General features: G+C 37.6%; 16 protein-coding genes. 7 read left to right on the forward strand and 9 right to left on the reverse strand.

Annotation, left to right across the window (positions count from 1 at the left end; all coding sequences use genetic code 11):
* Positions 1–3: 3 nt before the first annotated feature.
* The 4 genes from J678_RS20040 (at position 4) to J678_RS20055 (ending at position 7,887) form a co-directional block, all read left to right on the forward strand.
* Complete coding sequence (locus tag J678_RS20040) at positions 4–1,209, forward strand: MFS transporter (RefSeq protein WP_017393404.1); 1,206 nt, start codon at positions 4–6, stop codon at positions 1,207–1,209.
* A complete protein-coding gene (locus J678_RS20045) occupies positions 1,206–4,733 on the forward strand; it encodes an IucA/IucC family protein (RefSeq protein WP_017393405.1) in 3,528 nt (1,175 codons plus the stop codon). Before J678_RS20040 ends, J678_RS20045 begins: the two co-directional genes overlap by 4 nt.
* Complete coding sequence (locus tag J678_RS20050; protein ID WP_017393406.1) at positions 4,726–5,499, forward strand: HpcH/HpaI aldolase family protein; 774 nt, start codon at positions 4,726–4,728, stop codon at positions 5,497–5,499. The genes J678_RS20045 and J678_RS20050 overlap by 8 nt, the downstream gene beginning before the upstream one ends.
* Before the next feature lie 153 nt (positions 5,500–5,652).
* Positions 5,653–7,887 carry a TonB-dependent receptor gene (locus tag J678_RS20055; RefSeq protein ID WP_017393407.1) on the forward strand — a complete coding sequence of 745 codons (2,235 nt, stop codon included), beginning with the start codon at positions 5,653–5,655 and terminating at the stop codon, positions 7,885–7,887.
* A 65-nt stretch (positions 7,888–7,952) separates the two neighbouring features.
* Here the strand turns inward: J678_RS20055 and J678_RS20060 are convergent, their stop codons facing one another.
* The gene (locus J678_RS20060; protein ID WP_017393408.1) at positions 7,953–8,507 is read right to left on the reverse strand and encodes a TetR/AcrR family transcriptional regulator; all 555 of its coding nucleotides are present in this window, start codon (positions 8,505–8,507) and stop codon (positions 7,953–7,955) included.
* A gap of 650 nt (positions 8,508–9,157) precedes the next feature.
* On the opposite strand from J678_RS20060, the gene J678_RS20065 reads away from it, so the two are divergent.
* Both J678_RS20065 and J678_RS20070 read left to right on the forward strand, forming a co-directional pair.
* Complete coding sequence (locus tag J678_RS20065; protein ID WP_017393409.1) at positions 9,158–9,685, forward strand: hypothetical protein; 528 nt, start codon at positions 9,158–9,160, stop codon at positions 9,683–9,685.
* Between the two features lie 79 nt (positions 9,686–9,764).
* Positions 9,765–10,244 (forward strand): hypothetical protein, encoded by a 480-nt coding sequence (locus tag J678_RS20070; RefSeq protein WP_017393410.1) that lies wholly within the window; start codon positions 9,765–9,767, stop codon positions 10,242–10,244.
* Positions 10,245–10,383: 139 nt separating this feature from the next.
* On the opposite strand, the gene J678_RS20075 is transcribed toward J678_RS20070, so the two are convergent.
* A complete protein-coding gene (locus J678_RS20075) occupies positions 10,384–10,749 on the reverse strand; it encodes a hypothetical protein (protein WP_032027467.1) in 366 nt (121 codons plus the stop codon).
* A 656-nt stretch (positions 10,750–11,405) separates the two neighbouring features.
* On the opposite strand from J678_RS20075, the gene J678_RS20080 reads away from it, so the two are divergent.
* On the forward strand, positions 11,406–11,891 hold the full coding sequence (locus J678_RS20080) for an Lrp/AsnC family transcriptional regulator (protein WP_031944247.1): 486 nt from the start codon (positions 11,406–11,408) through the stop codon (positions 11,889–11,891).
* A 28-nt stretch (positions 11,892–11,919) separates the two neighbouring features.
* Here J678_RS20080 and J678_RS20085 read toward each other — a convergent pair whose 3' ends face one another.
* The 7 genes from J678_RS20085 to J678_RS20115 form a co-directional block, all read right to left on the reverse strand.
* Positions 11,920–12,477: a chorismate mutase gene (locus tag J678_RS20085; protein WP_017393412.1), complete on the reverse strand. Its 558-nt coding sequence runs from the start codon at positions 12,475–12,477 to the stop codon at positions 11,920–11,922.
* 78 nt (positions 12,478–12,555) lie between these two features.
* Entirely contained in the window at positions 12,556–13,239 is a 684-nt protein-coding gene (locus tag J678_RS20090) for an SDR family NAD(P)-dependent oxidoreductase (protein WP_017393413.1), read from the reverse strand.
* A gap of 9 nt (positions 13,240–13,248) precedes the next feature.
* Positions 13,249–14,010, reverse strand: coding sequence for an SDR family NAD(P)-dependent oxidoreductase (locus J678_RS20095; protein ID WP_017393414.1), 762 nt, complete (start codon positions 14,008–14,010; stop codon positions 13,249–13,251).
* A 7-nt stretch (positions 14,011–14,017) separates the two neighbouring features.
* Positions 14,018–14,704 carry a glutathione S-transferase family protein gene (locus J678_RS20100; RefSeq protein WP_017393415.1) on the reverse strand — a complete coding sequence of 229 codons (687 nt, stop codon included), beginning with the start codon at positions 14,702–14,704 and terminating at the stop codon, positions 14,018–14,020.
* Positions 14,705–14,954: 250 nt separating this feature from the next.
* A complete protein-coding gene (locus J678_RS20105) occupies positions 14,955–15,827 on the reverse strand; it encodes a DUF4882 family protein (protein WP_025466141.1) in 873 nt (290 codons plus the stop codon).
* Between the two features lie 151 nt (positions 15,828–15,978).
* Positions 15,979–17,001 carry a spore coat U domain-containing protein gene (locus J678_RS20110; RefSeq protein WP_017393417.1) on the reverse strand — a complete coding sequence of 341 codons (1,023 nt, stop codon included), beginning with the start codon at positions 16,999–17,001 and terminating at the stop codon, positions 15,979–15,981.
* The coding region (locus J678_RS20115; RefSeq protein ID WP_032027468.1) for a fimbria/pilus outer membrane usher protein at positions 16,992–18,458 on the reverse strand (1,467 nt) is incomplete at its 5' end. The genes J678_RS20115 and J678_RS20110, both read right to left, overlap by 10 nt.

Here is an 18,458-nt window from a genome sequence, read left to right on the forward strand (position 1 = left end):
ATCATGCGCTCATCTCGCCTAGATCATTTCATTATTTTGCTCTGTCAGTTTTTTTCCACTTTTGGGCTCATGGTACTTATTCCGATCATGCCGCTCTATATGGAAAAACTGACGGCGCATATGAGTGCTCCCACTATCTGGGCAGGTTTAGCACTCGCGGCTCCGGCTATTGGCAGCTTATTTACAGCACCGATTGTGGGACACCTATCCGACACATTCGGCCATAAAAAAGCCTTGCTACTTTCTCTGGCAGGTTTCTGTATTTCAATACTGCTCATGGCGAGTGCTCAGCATTTATACCTGTTTATTTTTGCGCGAATTTTACTCGGTTTTTGCGGTCTTTCCGTGATTTTAAATGCCTATGTTTCATATCTTTCTAATGAACAACAACGTGGTACCGCTTTTGGGCAACTACAAAGTAGTGTTGCGCTCGCTTGCCTATGTGGCCCCGTGCTCGGCGGGATATTTATGGATCAATGGCGGGTTGAAGTATTACTCAACGCAACAGCATTTGTTGTTGTGACACTCATTGTGATTGCGTCATTTGTATTAACTAATCCCGTTAAAACTGAAACCACAAAAACCAAAGAGAAATCCAAGCTTCCCGCTTTCTTTGATAGAACAATTTTTTCATGGTTAAGCGCCGGAATTTTGGTTCAAGCGGGTGGCTTTGGTTTGGTGTCTTGCTTCGTTTTATACATTAGCGAAATAAGCCAAAGCACTCACTCATCGTTATCTGCCGCGAGTTTAACGGGAACCATTCATGCGCTTTCATGGGGAGCAGCCTTTATTGCTGCGACCTATTGGGGAAAAAGAAATGATGATAAAGGAGACTCTTTTAATAACTTCGTTTACGCATCTTTAATTTGCGGCATCACGATTTTTGCATTGATCTGGGTTTCGAATATCTGGCTAGTTCTTGTATTACGACTCATACAAGGTTTTTGCTTTGCAGCCCTTATTCCTTCGATCTTACACACCATTTCTCTAAAAGCTGGCGCTCAAAGCCAAGGAAAAGTGATTGGTATTTCTAACAGTGCCTTTGTCTTAGGGCAACTTATTGGCCCAATCACCATCACGCTCACCTACTCATTTTTCAATATTACCGCTGCATTAATCTGCACCTCACTATTTTTTATCGGTGCGGGATTAGTGGTGATTTTGAACAGATTCTTAATGGATACAATTTTAAAAGAGGCACAAGAATGAACTCAATTATTACAACAGATGCATGGTCTTATAAACTTTTCGAACAGTACCTAAATACTTTCTTTCGTGAACTTAAAGTGAACCTTGAAGAGCACATTATTCCCTCTCAAGATTCTCCTTTATTCACACTGTATAAAGAGCAACCAGATACCCTCTATTTTGCTTATACATTTAATGCATCTAACACAACTGTTTATGGCGCAGTTCAGCACTTATCGACCACTGGCTATCACAGATATCAACGTGGTTTTGTACTACAAAACTTAAGCAACGATACATTTGACTCCCTCACCGACCCTAAGCAGTTAGTGAAGCTGATTACAGATGAACTGAATAGCTTATTTAAAAATAAAAACCAAAATAAGAACCTATACTCCGATATTGCCAATAGTATCGAGAACACAAAATTCTTTTTAGAAAATAAGCCTTCCCAAACAGTAACTAAAGAGTTAAGTGGTTTTCAGGCTACTGAGCAAGGCATGTTATATGGGCACCCTTTTCATGTGACCTCTAAAGCCAACTTAGGTTTTTCTAAAGAAGACATGAAAAAGTATAGCCCAGAGTTAGGCGCAAGTTTCCAACTCCACTACTTCGCGGTTCATTCTTCTTTAATTCAAAAGTTAGTTAGCGAGACCGAACGTTCTCACCATATTGAAGATGAAGTTTTAGAAGCAGCAAAAGATCGTTTGCAAGAGAAATTCACTAATTATGAACTCATGCCAACGCATCCGTGGCAAGCCAATTTCTTACTTCAACATCCATCGTTAAAGAAACATTTAGACAGCCAAGACGTGATCTATCTAGGCGCATTAGGTCAAACCGTATGGCCGACCTCATCTGTTCGTACAGTATGGTTACCTCAATCGAACCTATTCTTAAAACTCTCTATTGATGTACGAATTACCAGTTTCATTCGTAATAACCCAATGGATGAAATGGAACGTGCCATTGATGCGAGCAAAATTATTATTAATCACAAGATTAATGAGCAATATCCCGACCTTGTGATTCTGCCGGAATTAGAGGCGAAAACAGTCAAAATCCCAGAGCTTGAAAGTTCATTTGGCATTATTTATCGAGCTGGGCTGACTCCTGCTGTACTAGAAAATACCCGAATGCTCGGTGGCTTGGTTGAAGAAAACGAAAACCATGAAATCCCGCTTTTAAGCTTTATTCAGCAAGCGGCACCGAATCAAAACTTACAATCGAACGATGCCAAGGATTTCATTACTTTTTGGTGGAAACAGTACGTTAAAGTTTCGCTTATTCCATTAGTTGAGTTGTTTGCAAACAAAGGTATTAGCGTAGAAGCGCATATGCAAAACAGCTTAATGGAATTTAAAAACGGTTATCCGCATCGCCTTATTCTTCGAGATATGGAAGGCATTAGCATTGTTCCAGAAATGATAGAAGACGACTCATCTATTTCTGAAGATAGTACTGTTTGGTTCTCTCAAAAAGATGCATGGACGTTTTTAAAATATTACCTCGTGATCAATCACATTGCTCATCTCATCAGTGTAATTGCACGAGTTACGGTAATTGAAGAATCTGAACTTTGGCAAGCTACCCGTCTTACCCTCACACAAGAAAACTTTACTGCCAAAGGCAAGCAGTACCGCGACTTATTAATTCATTCACTCACATTACCAATCAAGGCAAATATGTTAAATACGCTCTACCACAGTGGTGGCAATCCTATCTGGATTGAAGTTGAAAACCCTATTTATAAATATCGCGGTGCAGAAGCGCTTTGCCCTCTTCAACCAACACAACAAACCAATTATAAAATCCTCGCGGAAAACCGCGTGATGGGCCAATTACTAGAAGCGCTTATTTTTGAAAATACTTTTAAATACGAGTTTTCTAAAGGTCAAATCAAGTTCTATATTTTCGATACCGTTTTTTATACTTGCACGGCTAAACGACATTTTAGTTTTAAACGAATTAAGCTAGATCCTTCAAGCTTAATCCGTTCTGATATTACGTTAGACACTGAAACTCGCCCTAACTTAAAAATGCTACTTGCCGACCTAAAAAATATTATTGAAGCTGATCCAGTTAAATGGCAAAACTTTAACGATGAACTCAATTTAACTTACGTTAAACATGCGCAAACTTTAAGCCAAGCGCCTGCTCAGCCTTTAAGAACTTTGCCTTACCTAGAACAAGAAGCTCGAATTACCAACGCGCATTTATATCACCCAAGCTTTAAGTCACGTATCGGCTTCGATTTAAAAGAAAATAAAAAATATGCACCTGAGCTTTCTGAAGGTTTTACGGTTCAATGGGCGGCGACTCATAATAGTTTGTGCAAGCTGGTTTTAAGCGAAACCATTAACCTAGATCAGCTTTATAAACAGCATTTTTCAGAAAAAGATCTAAAAACTATTAATGAGCAATTGAAAGAGCAAAATGTAGATTTTAAAGATTATATCCTCACCCCAATTCATCCGTGGCAGTGTGATAAAATTATTGAATTGTATTATCAAGATGCGATTAGCAACCAACTGATCATTCTGTTAGATATTGAAGGTCCAACTTATTTACCACAGCAGTCGATTCGAACTTTATCAAATATTAGTGATATCTCGGCACTTTCTCTTAAGTTGGCAATGAATTTAGTCAATACCTCGACCTCTCGCGTATTGGCACCACATACCGTTCAAAATGCGGCAAAAATGAGTGACTGGCTGTATAACATTGTTGAGCAAGACCATATTTTAGAAAAACAGCGTAAGCCTGTTATTTTAAGAGAGATTGGCGGTCTTTCAGTGAATCAGCAGATTGCCCTTCCTGTTCAATACGGCGCACTCGCCTGCATTTGGCGCGAAAGTATTTACAGCTACTTAAAAGAAGATGAATCGGCAACGCCAGTAACAGGTTTAATGCAACTCGATATTGACCAAAAACCTCTCATTGATGATTGGATTCAAGAATACGGTATCGAGTTCTGGTTAGAAAAATTACTTACCAACGCTTATTTACCAATCATGCATATTTTATGGTGCCACGGCCTCGCTTTAGAGTCACATGCACAAAACATGGTTCTGATTCATAAAAATGGTTTACCCATTAAAGCTGCCTTGAAAGATTTCCACGATGGAATCCGTTTTAGCCGTCATCTTTTACGTGAGCCGAATCTTTTACCAAACTTACAAGATGCACCTAAAGAACATGCCAAAATTAACCCGAACTCGTTCTTGGAAACCCACTCTCCAAATGAACTCAGAGACTTTACTCAAGATGCGCTTTGGTTTGTAAATCTGGCAGAGTTAGCAATTTTCTTAAATGAACATTATGACTTCGATGAAATCAAATTCTGGACTATGTTAAGAACTATCATCAATCAACACAAAGAAGCTCATCCAGAGTTTGCGGAACGATATGAATTGTTTAACTTTACAGATGACACCATCGATATTGAACAGCTCGCAAGCCGTCGTTTTCTTCCGGAAATTCGTTTAAGAGTACAAACCACGCCGAACCCGCTTAGCTTCATTAAGGAAATTGAATATGAATAAGCATTCGATTTCTTTTAAGAAACGAATAGCAAATGGAGAGATGCTTTACGGAATATTTTGTTCCGTAGCTTCTCCGATTAATGTCGAGCAACTAGCACTAGCGGGCTACGACTTTATTATTATCGACTTGGAACATACTTTATTTAGTACATCTCAAGTCGAGACCATGATTTTAGCTGCTAGAGCCATGCCTCTTGATGTATTTGTAAGAGTGCCTTTAAGCGCGAACCACCTAGTACTACCTCTGCTCGATGCAGGGGTAACGGGCATTGTGTTTCCGCGTATTGAAAATGCGAAGCAGGCACAAGAGGCGGTGAACTATTGCCACTATATGCCACTTGGACAAAGAGGACTCAACTCAACAAGATTAAATCGATATGGCATGGACGATTTAGCGAGTTTTGTTCAACAAGCCTCAAACAAGACTGTTGTCATTGCTATGATTGAAAGCTTAGAAGGACTACAACAACTAGATGAAATTTTAAAAGTCGAAGGTATCGATATTATTCTTGAAGGTGCTGCCGACCTTTCTCAATCTATGGGAATGCCGTGGCAAACTAGCCATTCAAAAGTGAAAGAAAAAGTTCAAGAGATGTATTTAAAGACTAAAAATAGTCAAAAGCATTTCTGCGCCATTCCTCGACAACCTGAAGATATCGCGGCGTGGAAACAACGATCTGTTCAGCTTTTTGTACTCGGTGATGACCGAAGTATTATTCGCCGTGCCCATCAAAACCATCTAAATTCCTTTAAGGACAACTCATAACTGTTCAAATCTTTTAAGGGGAATAAATGCCTATTCCCCTAATTCATTGAATAAATTTCAAATATATTATTTTTAAGCAATTAATAATATTGTTAATTACAATGATTCTCATTTATAATTCGCTCAATTTAAAATCACTCTCAGGGCGAGACAATGGCAAATAAGAAAAGTAATAAACTTTTTACAAGAAAGTCCGAAGTTAAAAATATCATTCCACTTCTTTCACTTGGAGGAGCCATTATTCTTTCAAATTCAGCATTTGCCGCTTCACCTGCTGAAACCACAGAAACAGAAAAAAAGCCTGAAGCCCTTCCTACTATTACCATTACCGCTTCACGTGCAGATGAACTCTCTACCTCTGCCAAACAAGTCACCAAGTTAGATGAAAAACAAATTGAGCTTTTAAAAAATGGATCGTCTGGAAACATTGCGACTGTTTTAGCCAAAGCCGTCCCCGGCCTATCCGACTCAAGCCGAACTATTACTGACTATGGTCAAACTTTACGTGGCCGTAATGCGCTTATTTTGGTCGATGGCGTTCCAATGAACCTTACACGTGATACAGCGAGAGGACTTTCAGCCATTGACCCTGAAAGTATTGCCAACATTGAAGTGATTCGTGGCAGTAACGCAATTTATGGTGGCGGTGCTGCGGGCGGTATTATTTCAATTACCACGAAAGCTGCGGGCGGTGAACCTACGGCTAAAACGGTTGTTGGACTTCAAACACCCCTCACAAATTTGCGTTCTAATGCTTTAAGCGGTGATATTCACCAGTATTTTACGGGCAGTTTTAATGCCTTTGATTATGCGCTCGACTTTGGTTATCAACGTATTGGTAGCCCCTACGATGCAAGTGGTGACCGTGTTGCACCAGAACCAAGTCAGGGCGACCTTTACGACTCAAATGGATATAGCATCGGTGGTAAGCTGGGTTATCACATTGATGACAACCAATACCTCCAGTTTGCTGCAAACTACTATAATGCAGAGCAAGACTCAGACTATGCATCTGACCCAAGTGTAAAAAAAGCTCCAGCAGGAACTGTCCCAGCTAAAGCCATTAAAGGCTTAAAGCTCAAAGACCAAAATAAAAACGAAAACCAAATCTACAATTTGACCTATAACCATAAAGACTTTTTTGGTAATAAGGTTGATGCTCAAATTTATTACCGCGACTTCTTTACCCGTTTTTCACCGTTTGACGCCCGTGCAAATGCCAACCGTGGTAAACAAGTCGACCAGATTTATCAAGAAAATAATGTACTCGGTAGCCGCTTAACGGTGACCACTCCCCTTGAGTTTTTAGGTGACACATCTTTAGTTTGGGGTGGTGACTTTAGCCGCGAAAAAAGCGAAATGCCTTTAGATATTTTCGATCAAAAAATTTATGATCAATCGGGCGGCTTAGAGTTTGTAAAAATTGGCAAACTGATTTATTTACCTGAACTCACCACGCAAAGTGTGGGTGGTTTTGTACAGCTAAAACACCGCTTTAATGACCAATGGTCAGCAGAAGCTGGTACACGCTATGAAGACAGCTATGCGCAAATTGACAGCTTTGTTCCCTTATCACAATTAGGCAAAACCAACCCTTACACAGTTCCAGGTGGAAAAGTGAAAGCTGATGCATGGTTATACAATGCCAATGTGACTTTCTCACCAAACGACCAGCACTCAATTTATGCATCGTTTAACCAAGGTTTCCAGTTGCCTGATGTTGGCTTGATTATTCGTAATGCTGGTGAAGGTTTTAACCTTGGATCATCATTCTTAGAGCCTGTAAAAGTTGATAACTACGAACTTGGCTGGAAAGGTAACTTTAATAACTTCTCTTCAAGCTTAGCTGTATTCCACTCTACTTCTGACTTGGGTGCTGTTCAATCATTCAATAATGGTTTAGTGCTGGCTCGAACTAAAGAGAAAGTCACAGGTGTTGAAGCAACTTTTGACTACCTTGACGATGCAAATGTTTGGGGAACTGGTGGTAGCGTAACGTGGATGAAAGGCCGTGAGAAACCTCAAAATGGTGCTGAACAGGACATGACGGGCTTCCGTATTCCACCATTAAAACTAACAGGTTATATTTCTTATAGCCCAACTGAAACTTGGACAAACCGTCTACAAGCTACTTACTTCGGTTCAGAAGATTACCGTTTGAATGGTGTAAATAGTTTTGGTCGTTACGATGTAAAATCTTATACCACGGCAGATTTAATCAGTAGTTTTGCGCTTAACAACAAAGACACCATGACCATTGGTTTAGAAAACATGTTTAACCGCAAGTACTACCCGCTTTATAGCCAATTATTAAGAACAAACGATAACACCAGCCACTTACTTGCAAATGGTATAACGCTTAAAGTGACTTATAGCCATAAGTGGTAAGAACTTTGGTTAGTCCCTAATACAGTAAAAGCCCCAACCTCGGGGCTTTTATTTTTAGAGTATTTCTATGAAAACATCATTATAAAATATTCGAATTGTTTGTCCCGCTCATCTACATCGTTATGACTGAGCCTTTGAATAATAGTTCCTTCAATTATATGCAAAAGTAATTTGGCATCATGAAATGAGGCATCAGCTTTTAGCACGCTAAGCTGACTATAGATTTCATTAATCAACCAAGTTCTATATTTAAGTGCGACCTGATAAGCATTTGAATAGGTATTTTTGGTTTCAAAAATGGCTTTAAATAATAAGTAATACAGCCCTTCCAATTCTGTATGTACGTCATAAAGTGCTTTAAGTTTATCCACCAAGCTTGTGCTGTGATCATACTCAAGCATACTAATGACTTGGTCTTGCAGCCGTTCTTTTTGCACAAGTAGGCAAATTTCGATAAACCGCGCTTTGGATTGAAAGTAATGATAAAAAGTCATTTTTGTAATTTCAGACTCTTTGATAATTCTGTCGACACCTACTAAATGGAATCCGTGATGGTGAAATAAATCAATTCCCTTATTCACAACTTTTAAAGCACGTGTAGAAAGTACTAAAGGTGGCATATGTGTACCGTTTAAAATAATTTTTTGTTGTATCTAAAAGAGATAGAAATGCCGTCACTCTTAAATTGAGTGCTAAAAACAGGCATACAAAAGCGGCACAATAAAGGTGTGCTCGCCTATCTCGGGTTTATTGTTACTATGATTTTTGAGTCGTAACGATTCTTAAGGTGCAGAAAACCTAGAGTCGATTAAACCGTTTTATAGGATGTTGAAATGGTATGAATAAAGAGATTTTGGCAAAGGCCAATAAATGAGAAGAAATAGTACGCATAGCGGACTCCTTGTGTGTAAAGAAGTTCTACCAGATCACTGTCAAATGATTATGGTGGTAGAACGAGAGAAGGTTGACAGACTGACACACAAGAATCAGCACGCACAAGGCGTCCCTCCCTCGCCCTACCGCTACGAAGGGGGACGAACGAGTTCGCCACCAAAAAGAGAACTTTTTGATGTCTTGTGTGTTAAATCGATCTGTCAAAATCGACTGGCAATGTAGGCCAGCAGGCAAAGGATAATCGGAGAGATTTGGGGTGTCAATGTGATATTGGCTAGAAAATGGATAAATAATTTTTTGTTTTTCATTAGATTAGATTCATTAATCTATTGAATAGAATATATTATATTTGCTTAACGCACATTAACTTATAAATATGAATACTATCTCAGCTACTCTTTTATATGAACACCCAATTGAGGGATGCATTAAAGATGCAAATGGCAATTTAAAACCATTCCCTATTCTTGCAATTGATAATATTCCATTAAATATATGGATGCATCAAAATGCGCGTATTATTGACGAAATGAATGATTTAGTTCCAGCCCAAGGGTGGTTGTATGATCATGATAGTGAGTTAGCATTAAGTAACGCATGGAAACTTCTTAAACCAGAAGCTTATGAAAATGTAGCTATTTCAACAGTGGTTCCAATCTTAATTTGCCCTGATGATTTAGATCTAACATGTAGCGTAATTATGGTTGAGCAAGTTGTTTCAGAAGATCAAGTCGTATGGGCTCGTTTTGGTTACGCATTTAACCATATTCACGATGTTGTGACATCCGTAGTCTGGAAAACCTCGACTTCTGTTCCTCAATTAAGTTTTCCATTGAGCGAATTTGAAAAAGCATATAATGATTTAAAAGAATTAGACAAAAAATGGAGTGAAGGTTTTATCTAGTTTTTTAAATATGACCACATATTGAAAGATGCTGCTCTTACCTTCTCTAAATATCATGTAATAAATTTAGGTTAAATAAATGTCTAATAGTTATAAATTTCAATTAAAAATGGAGCTAGATCTAAAATTAATCACGCCTGAAGAGATTCAGAACTGGGCCGTGCATGCACTAGAGAATGATCCAACAAATGAGCTAGCTTTAGACATCTGTTTTTTATCAAACACTGAACAAATATTACAATATTTCAGACTCACGGAAAAAAGTGAATTCAATGAAATTTCGGTAGATGAAGTAACAAGGAAAGTTTTGGAAAATTATATTTTTAAGCACTTAAATACTTGGAATTATAAAGATCAGATAGATTCTTTCTTTCAGAATACTCATTACCTGATTCATTATTTAGAAAATGCAGAACTAGCTTCGTTAATTCACTCATATGAGAGTCAACTAGATGTGGCATTTCTAGGTTATTCACAATTAGAGCCTGAAACACTATGGGAAAATTTTAAATTAGAGTTAAAAGAACACTTTTCATCTCCCACTAATTCCAACAACTAAAATATGATCATTAATAGATCCCCAATTAGCTAATTTTTATATTGATTACATTTTTAATAATTATTTTCTGATTTAATTGATAGTTATATACTGTGATACACCGATAAAATGAATCATAAAATCCATTTTATCGGCTTTCCTACAGAGGGTTTTTTAGATTTCCTTTTTTTTTTCTAATATAGTTTGGAAACTCTTTTAAAACCGTACTACATAATTGGCCTTTCATATCTTCACGTTTGCGTGCTTCAAATTGGTCCATACCTAATCTCATAACTTCTCTACCATATTTTTCACCTAGTTCATGTTTGGTACATTTGTCAGATTCATGAACTAATTCTTGTGAAGTATAGTGATAATTACAATCAAGTTGAGCACGGCTTAAAAAACCATGTAGTTGTACTGTTCTCTCGCAAGTTGTTCGCTGTATATAAGTTTTAGGCTCTTGAGCAGCATAAACTGATGACCCTACCAATAAAGTGAAAGCTGTTACTAAAAAATTACGCATTATTTCCCCGATAAAATTATTAAAAGTATTAGTGGCAATGTTGCGGGTGTATTAAATAATAATTGTTTATAAGTGTCTATTAATAATAAGAAAGTTAGATAAATCCTCTTATCTTTTGAATATTTCATCACCTTATTAAAATTATGGGATTAGTTTTATATGCACTTATAATGATTAAATTAAAATTTTGATGTAGGTTTAAATAACATACTTTATATTTTTCAATGAATGAGATTATAAAACCATATAAGAATAATTATAAAATAAAAATGAGAATTAACTTCATTAAATCGGTAGATTTAGTTTATGAGAGTATCTAAAAAATGTTTAAATAAATTTGTCAAATATAAAACTAAGCAGCAGATAAAGATAATTTCTTTTAGTGACTTTTACTTCAACTATAAAAGCAGTTTTCGAATCAAAAATTCTAATATTTAATTTTTTATAAGATCCGCAAAGAGCACTGTTTAGTCACCCTTACTGAAACAGTGCTCTTTGCTTCATCACAACTCCTATCCAGTAGAGTTCGATGCATAGAAATAGTGTATGGCTGTGCCACTCAAAATGTTTACTGTATTTTCAGTTTTTTTAAATGATCTCAGCATAAAAATCACGTATATTAAAAATTAACAGAAGAATCTTCTTTGGTTTATATTTTGAACAGCACAGAATACACACTAGATCGCATAGATCGGAAAATATTATCTGCCCTTCGTGGAAATGGACGCTTAACAGTTGCGCAGCTCGCCGAAGAAGTTGGGCTTTCATCTTCACCCTGCTGGACTCGACTCAAACGTTTAGAAAGTCTAAAAATTATTGAAGGCTATACAGTAAACGTAAACCCAAAAGCGATTGGCATTCACGAGTTGTTCTTTATTGAAATTACGCTAGAACGACACGATGACGAAATGCTAGAAAACTTTAGTGAGGCTTTGGCAGACATTCCCGAAGTAGTCGAGGCTCATTTAGTTACTGGTGATTATGATTACTTGGTAAAAGTGGCCGTAAAAGATGCCGAACATTACGAACGGTTTTTACGTAAAAAGCTGTATTCGATCAAAGGTATTCGGCATACGCGTTCAACTTTTGCCTTACGACCACTTAAATCTGCCAATACTGCCGATTTAATGTTAATTGAGTGATTTACTTATATGGACAGCTTTGGGTGTTTCATTGTTTTAATTTGATTTTATTTAATGTTACACATAAAGCTTTCTTGTCAGCTTCTTTAAGTTGAGGGTGCTGAACTGGCCACATATAGCTACAGCCATAAGGCGCCTTGTTATTATTTTTCTTAAGTTCATAGGCAATATTTTTTAGAAGTTCGGTGTTTAAAGAACTAATTTTTAAACGCACTTCACTTAAGTCTTGAGGCTTCCAGTTGGTTTCAGGGCTAGACAACCAATCTGCTCTATATCGGTACTGAATTGCTTTAGCCACATCCATTTGCGCCACTATAAATGGCTTTACTGTTTCGCTGTTCAGTCCAAAAGATTCGGCTTCAGAAAGTGATTGGTCGAGTACCTTCTTTTCTTGTGTTAAATCTTCAATCGGTAAATGCTGCTCTGCTTTATAGCCTGCGACATCTTTCATATAAGATAAACGCTCGTTAACTAAACGTGCTGTTTGCTCATATTGATATGCTTGTGTCAGTGAAGAAAAGCACATCAAAGTTGCCAATGCAGTCGCCACTTTAACCGTTTGTTGAGCATACTTAATATTTAACATTTGAGTACCTGTAGAAATTATTGTTGTGCTGTCATCCCAAAGCAGTACTCTATTTTAAGAACACTCGAAAGTAAAATCTCACGATACGCTGAGCTCTTGGCTCCATGCAGAATCAGATTGGTGATAGATGTGCTGGCACACTTGTTTAATCGATGAAATAAAGTGCGGGTTTTGTCCATCCCATTTTTCCACCATGCAATACGCCACGTGTATACCTTTGGGCTGAAACTCTCTTGCCAACGACTGCGATAACGCTCGAATACTCGCAAACATACTTTGACTTAATACATCGTGATGAGCCGAATGATGAGATGGCGCTCCAAGAAAAATAACTGTACCCCGCTGCTGCTTTAACATAGGTTTCAGTACGAACTGTGACACGCTCACTGCACTTAAACCTGTGGTCTGCCAACTGTGTTCAATTTCTTCTAAAGATAAAGCTTCGATATTTGGCGCTGATGAAAAATTTGGCTGAAACACGCATAACTCAATGGTATGACGATGCTCTGTTATATATTTCAGCAGACTTTTTAAATGCTTAGTTTTTACCAAGTTTAAGCGCACACTCGTCATGCCATCATTTACGTAACTTACTTGTATGTTCTGAACAGTAGAATCATGCACAACTTGATAAACATGTAATGGAGCTTGATAGTTTTTATCTAAAATTACAAAGTCATGATTAAGTAGTTCTATATCATGGCCGGCAACCACAACACAGCCCTGCTTTTTTTGAAACTTCTGAAATATTGTTTTTAGCATATAAGTCTCTCAAAATTTTTCTTGGTATGGGCGTAAATCTAACTCATGTGTCCAAAGTTCAGGGCTTTGCAGGTAGAGCATCCAATAGTTTTCTACTATTGCATCAAGATTAAGCCCGCCTGTTCCACGTGTAAGACGCGCCAAACGGCCTAGCCCAAATAAAGCTTTATTAATTCTGTCACCATTTACCATTCCATCAATAATGACATGAGCAATATGAATGCCTTGTGTTTTATAAATTTGAGCTAGATTTAATGCATAAGCTCGCAAGGCAGATTTACCCATGGTAAAAGCAGCGAAAAACGGTTTTCCACGTAAAGAAGCACTCGCCCCAGTAAAAATAAGTGTGCCGTGATTTTGTTCTTTAAAAATTTTTAGGCAGCTTTGAGAAACCAAATAAGCTGATAAAAATGTGGATTGCCACATATCATTAAAAAACGACAGCGGGCTGCGTAAAAAAATTGAAGGTATATTCCCTCCAACATTATGAATAACAGCGGTAATACGCTCGTTTTGATTAGTAATGGTGTCAAATAAGGCTTGTACTTGATGTATATCTTCGGCATCTAAACGAAATGCGACAGCTTCACCTGCATTTGCATGGATTTCAGCAGCCACTGCTTCAATTTTCTGGAAAGTTCGTCCTGCAACGTAAACTTTTAATCCTTCTTTTGCAAAACGATGACAAACGGCTGCTCCGATCCCCTGTGAAGCCCCAACACCAATAACAACTGCACAATCTCGTGTTTTATTCGGTGGTTCTAATGACATAGCCGTTTCACCCTGTTTGTTTTTTATACCATAAAGCAATAAACGGACGATTCAAAATTTCTTTACTAAACTTTTTGCTTGTTCGAACCACCTCACCGAGTTGGGCAACTACGGCAATGTCCGCTATCGTCTGGTTATCTCCAACCAACCATTCGCTTTGTGATAAAACCTGCTCAATACGGTCTAAGTGTTTAATAAACTCTGCTTCAACATCTTCGGCTTTCATTCGGCCCAAGCCCTGAAAGAAAAGCTGTGTTTTTAATTCGGCTAAAATAAAAGCTTTCACCATCGGCTTTTCATACGCTGGGCGACCAATACTACTAATACGGATGGCTTCCTCTAAAGCTTCCGAATAATTTACTCTTAAATACACTTCATAAAAATAAAGAGACTCATCTGCCCAGTCCTCCCACAGTTCGGCAAGTGCTTTTTGATTTGGATCTGCTGGATAAAGTCGCGGTGTATCCGGATAGGCTTCGTCTAAATAGCGAGCAATACGAGTACTGTCTTGTATACGTTGTCCTTTATGGTCAATCACAGGTACTTTACCCACTTTACTTAGCAAAGGAACTTTGGCACCAAGAATGCCGTTATAGTTTACTGTATCAAATGGGATACCCTTAAATTTCAAAGCCCTTGAAATTTTTTGACAAAATGGAGAAATTTCCCACTGATGCAAAATAATATCTGACATTTATTCACCTTTATTTTTTAATTGCCTGTTTTACTTACCAGTTCTTTTTTGGAACTAATCAATAAATATACAGAATACCTTTTTAAGTCAAACCATTTTTGATGACGGTCAAGTTTCGTAATCTAAGAATTATTTGATTTTTATTATGATTAAAAAGAGCTTTAAGTTTTTACGTTATCTTTTAATTTATAGTATTTTACAAAGACTATGTACCCTAAAAACTGTGATACATAGTCTTGATAGTTTTCTCTTATAAAGCGACACCACAAATGTCTTTAGACCCTGTTGGGTAAGTAAACTGCATTTTTGATTTATCTGTAATCAATTGAAGTCCTACCGTTTTTCCAGTTAAGGCAGAGTTGGCAAAATGGTTTTGATTAATTACCCCTGTGAAGCTGATATAGCTTAATTTATTTTCCATAGTAATATTGAGATAACCATAGTTAGTACCATTAACTATATAACCCACCTGTTTAGTATTTTGATTCACATAAATACCTACTCTAACTTTTCCATCAGCTGGAACTTCTACTGGATTAGTATTTCTAGCAGCACTTAAAGGTGCTAGATACCCAGTACCATCTGATTTATTAGTCACACCAAGCACGTTAATCGAATCACCATTCATAACACCAGAATAATTATTACCTTTAGTAAAAGCTATATTTAAAGCTAACTCAATTTTGTTCTGTGAGGAACCCGTAATTAAAAAGCCGTACTCGTACATTTGAGAGGCAGTCCCAAGATTGACCTGTAAGTTGCTAACATCAAAAATAAATTCCTGTACAAAGATATCTGAACTAGCAATAGGTTTATCTACTAAAATAACGTTATCGGGTGTTTTTGTATGATATTGAGTTTTAAATTGGGTATATTTTTTAGATGTTAAATATATGTCGACGTTTTTATCTGAGTAATAGCGTATAAGATCATAACCTGATTGGTTTGCATTATTTATATTAGAGACTTGTTCTATATAACGTTGCAACCCTGTAGGTGAATTCAATGATGCTTCTAAAGTTTTTAAATCTTGTACACTAGCATCAAAGTTATAGGTACATTCAGCAAAAGAGTTACTCATACCCGAAACACCTACTATTGTTGCTAAAATTATCTTTTTCACGTCATTATCCTTTTTTATATTTGAACGTTTAGTATATATAAGTAGATAAATAATTTAATTAAATCTGATAAACGGCATTTTAAATAGAAAAAATATATTTCTTAATTCTAAAAAAGCACTATCTCTTTTAAAGAAATAGTGCCTGAAACAATTAATAAGTCACTGTAACAACAACATTATCGGAGTAACTACCGGGTCTACTAGCAATCGTAGTACCTTGCGGAATTTTTCCATAAACTGTAGTCGTTTGAGCACTACCTGTTCCAGTACCAGACACTCCACCTGTGCCACCAATACTAGATACTCCACCCGTAGCATCCCACACCGAACTATAAGCAGCATCTTTATATAACTGGTAGGGAATAAACTCATTATTACTATTGGCCATACGCCTGAATCCTCCACTTATACGGTTATTGCCATCCCCCAAATAAATCGTATAAGGCGTTCCATAGTTACATGTCGTATTTACAGCACCTTGTGTTGTGTAATCACGACTAGCCGTGCCAATATCATTAATATTGCCAAAATCTACATTCGAGGTTGAGTTTAATTGGCAAAGTGTCGGCACTACAAAATTTGCTGTTAAAATTACACTTCCAGAGTCCCAGCTGAGTAAATCACCTAAACATAACACTGATAGAAGATCCATATCCCAAAATAGTTGAACTGTAGCTGTATATGTTCCTTGAGGATAAGCAATTAGTGATCCTGTACGTGCGGGTACCTTCACATTTACCGAATAGCTAAGAACATTGTTTGAAGCGATAGTTACCACTGGACCATACCAAACATTGGAGGTTTGGTTGGTGGTAGAAGAACCTGCTCCACCTACAGTTGCAGTAACCGTATAGGGTAAGGTCACGTTATTATTCGCAGTGGTTGTTCCTGTAAATACGGTCTTCATACACATAAACGGAGAGATCTGAGGTATTATCCCTCCATTCGTACAAGTAATTGTTCCTGAAAAGTTTACCGTTGCATCACTATTAATATTTGCTGCCGTGTAGGTAAACGTATTATTGGTCGTTCCAGCTACCGTACAAGCAGCATGTGACGGACTAAAAAATGCATAAGCGATATAAAATAAGCAAATACCTATAAAATATTTTAAAGACAATGAAAATTTTTTATAGCTCTCTCTTTGAGCCTTATTAATACTATTTACTGACATATATAAGGTCCCAATTTTTTAGTTGAGTACTGATTACTGTTATAAGTGAAGTTAACCTGGCATGAACCATGATCGAGAAGATCTACTTCAAGTTTGTTTTGTCTTAATAAGTTTGGAACGAATACTTCACCATCGTAGCCCACTACAGCATCTTGCTGTCCATTAATTCGAACGCTATAGCCTGGTAATAATGGCATGTTGTTTTTATCAACTATTCTCACCAAGCCTGAAACAACCTGATGTGCACCAAAGTCAACTAGCGTCCCCTGGCGATAGCCCACGACTGTTTTTTGATCTGTAGATTTAACATTCCAATTTAAAGGAAGATATGATGGATCTAAATAAATATGGTTCTCTCTATATGGCATAAGACTAGGAATAAGAAATCTTCCAGACTTGTCAGTTGTTCCTAGATTTATCCCACCATTTATAATCTGGCTTTGCGGTCCGGCATTGGTTACAACAGCATAACCATCCCCTATTTCATTGGCCGCAAATATACGTCCTGCCGCCGCAACCAACGATCCTGTCGCTGAAAGAGCAACTTGGTCATTATCTCCAATTCGGTTATAACGACCTGTCAGATACGCAGCCCTTGCTCGGTACGAACCATAGATCGATGCATTGTTAGTATGCGCATCCTGATCTCGCTCTACATATCCACCCCATCCAAATGAATTAATTTTTGGTTCCGATAAAACAAATACTTCTTGTCGGTAAGTCAGCCTGCCACTATCGCTAGATACGCTTGTAATCGCATTAGTTCTGGTAGACGGCGTATAGCGCAGCGCAAAGTAAATGCCATAGTCCTTATGGTTTTCATAATCTTTATAAGCTGAACTATAAAAACCCCAGTTTTTGTTTAAACTTCCGCTTAAGTTCGCAGACAGTAACTTATACGAGTTATCACTGTACTTGATCTGATTATAACCGACATAAACACCATAGCCTGCATAAAAGTTATAGTTAATCCCTGCCCTAATAATCTCATCTGCCAGCGCGCTATAGCTGAGATAGTTCTGTGGTTCAGAAGTAATCTGGTTATCTTTTAAATACCGGATTTGAGACACACGGGCCAGATCAAAGTAGTTATCAAATACTTTGCGGTAACTGGTGTTAAATGAAATGTTCTTGCTAATACGCCCTTCTAAACCGACCAGAGCCGAATAGCCGTTTTCATCCTTATACTGGCTTGCTGCAAGGTCAGCATTAATCACCCCCACACCAAACAAGTTCTTGGCGAAACCTGTGCCCACGTTGGAAAGACCGTCTGTGGAGGCTTCCACACCCCCACTTAAGGTCAGTGAGTTGCTATAACCATAACGAATTGTACCAGAGGCAAAGGTGGCATCATCATAATCGTTTGAGTACAGCCCATAGTTGTAGCGTGGAACCCCAACATCTACTGAAAACTCATTTATGCCTTTTGCCAGAATCTTCGATGAAAAGTAGTAAGG

The organism is Acinetobacter sp. 1424608, assembly GCF_000588255.1.
In the GTDB taxonomy this organism is placed as follows: domain Bacteria; phylum Pseudomonadota; class Gammaproteobacteria; order Pseudomonadales; family Moraxellaceae; genus Acinetobacter; species Acinetobacter nosocomialis.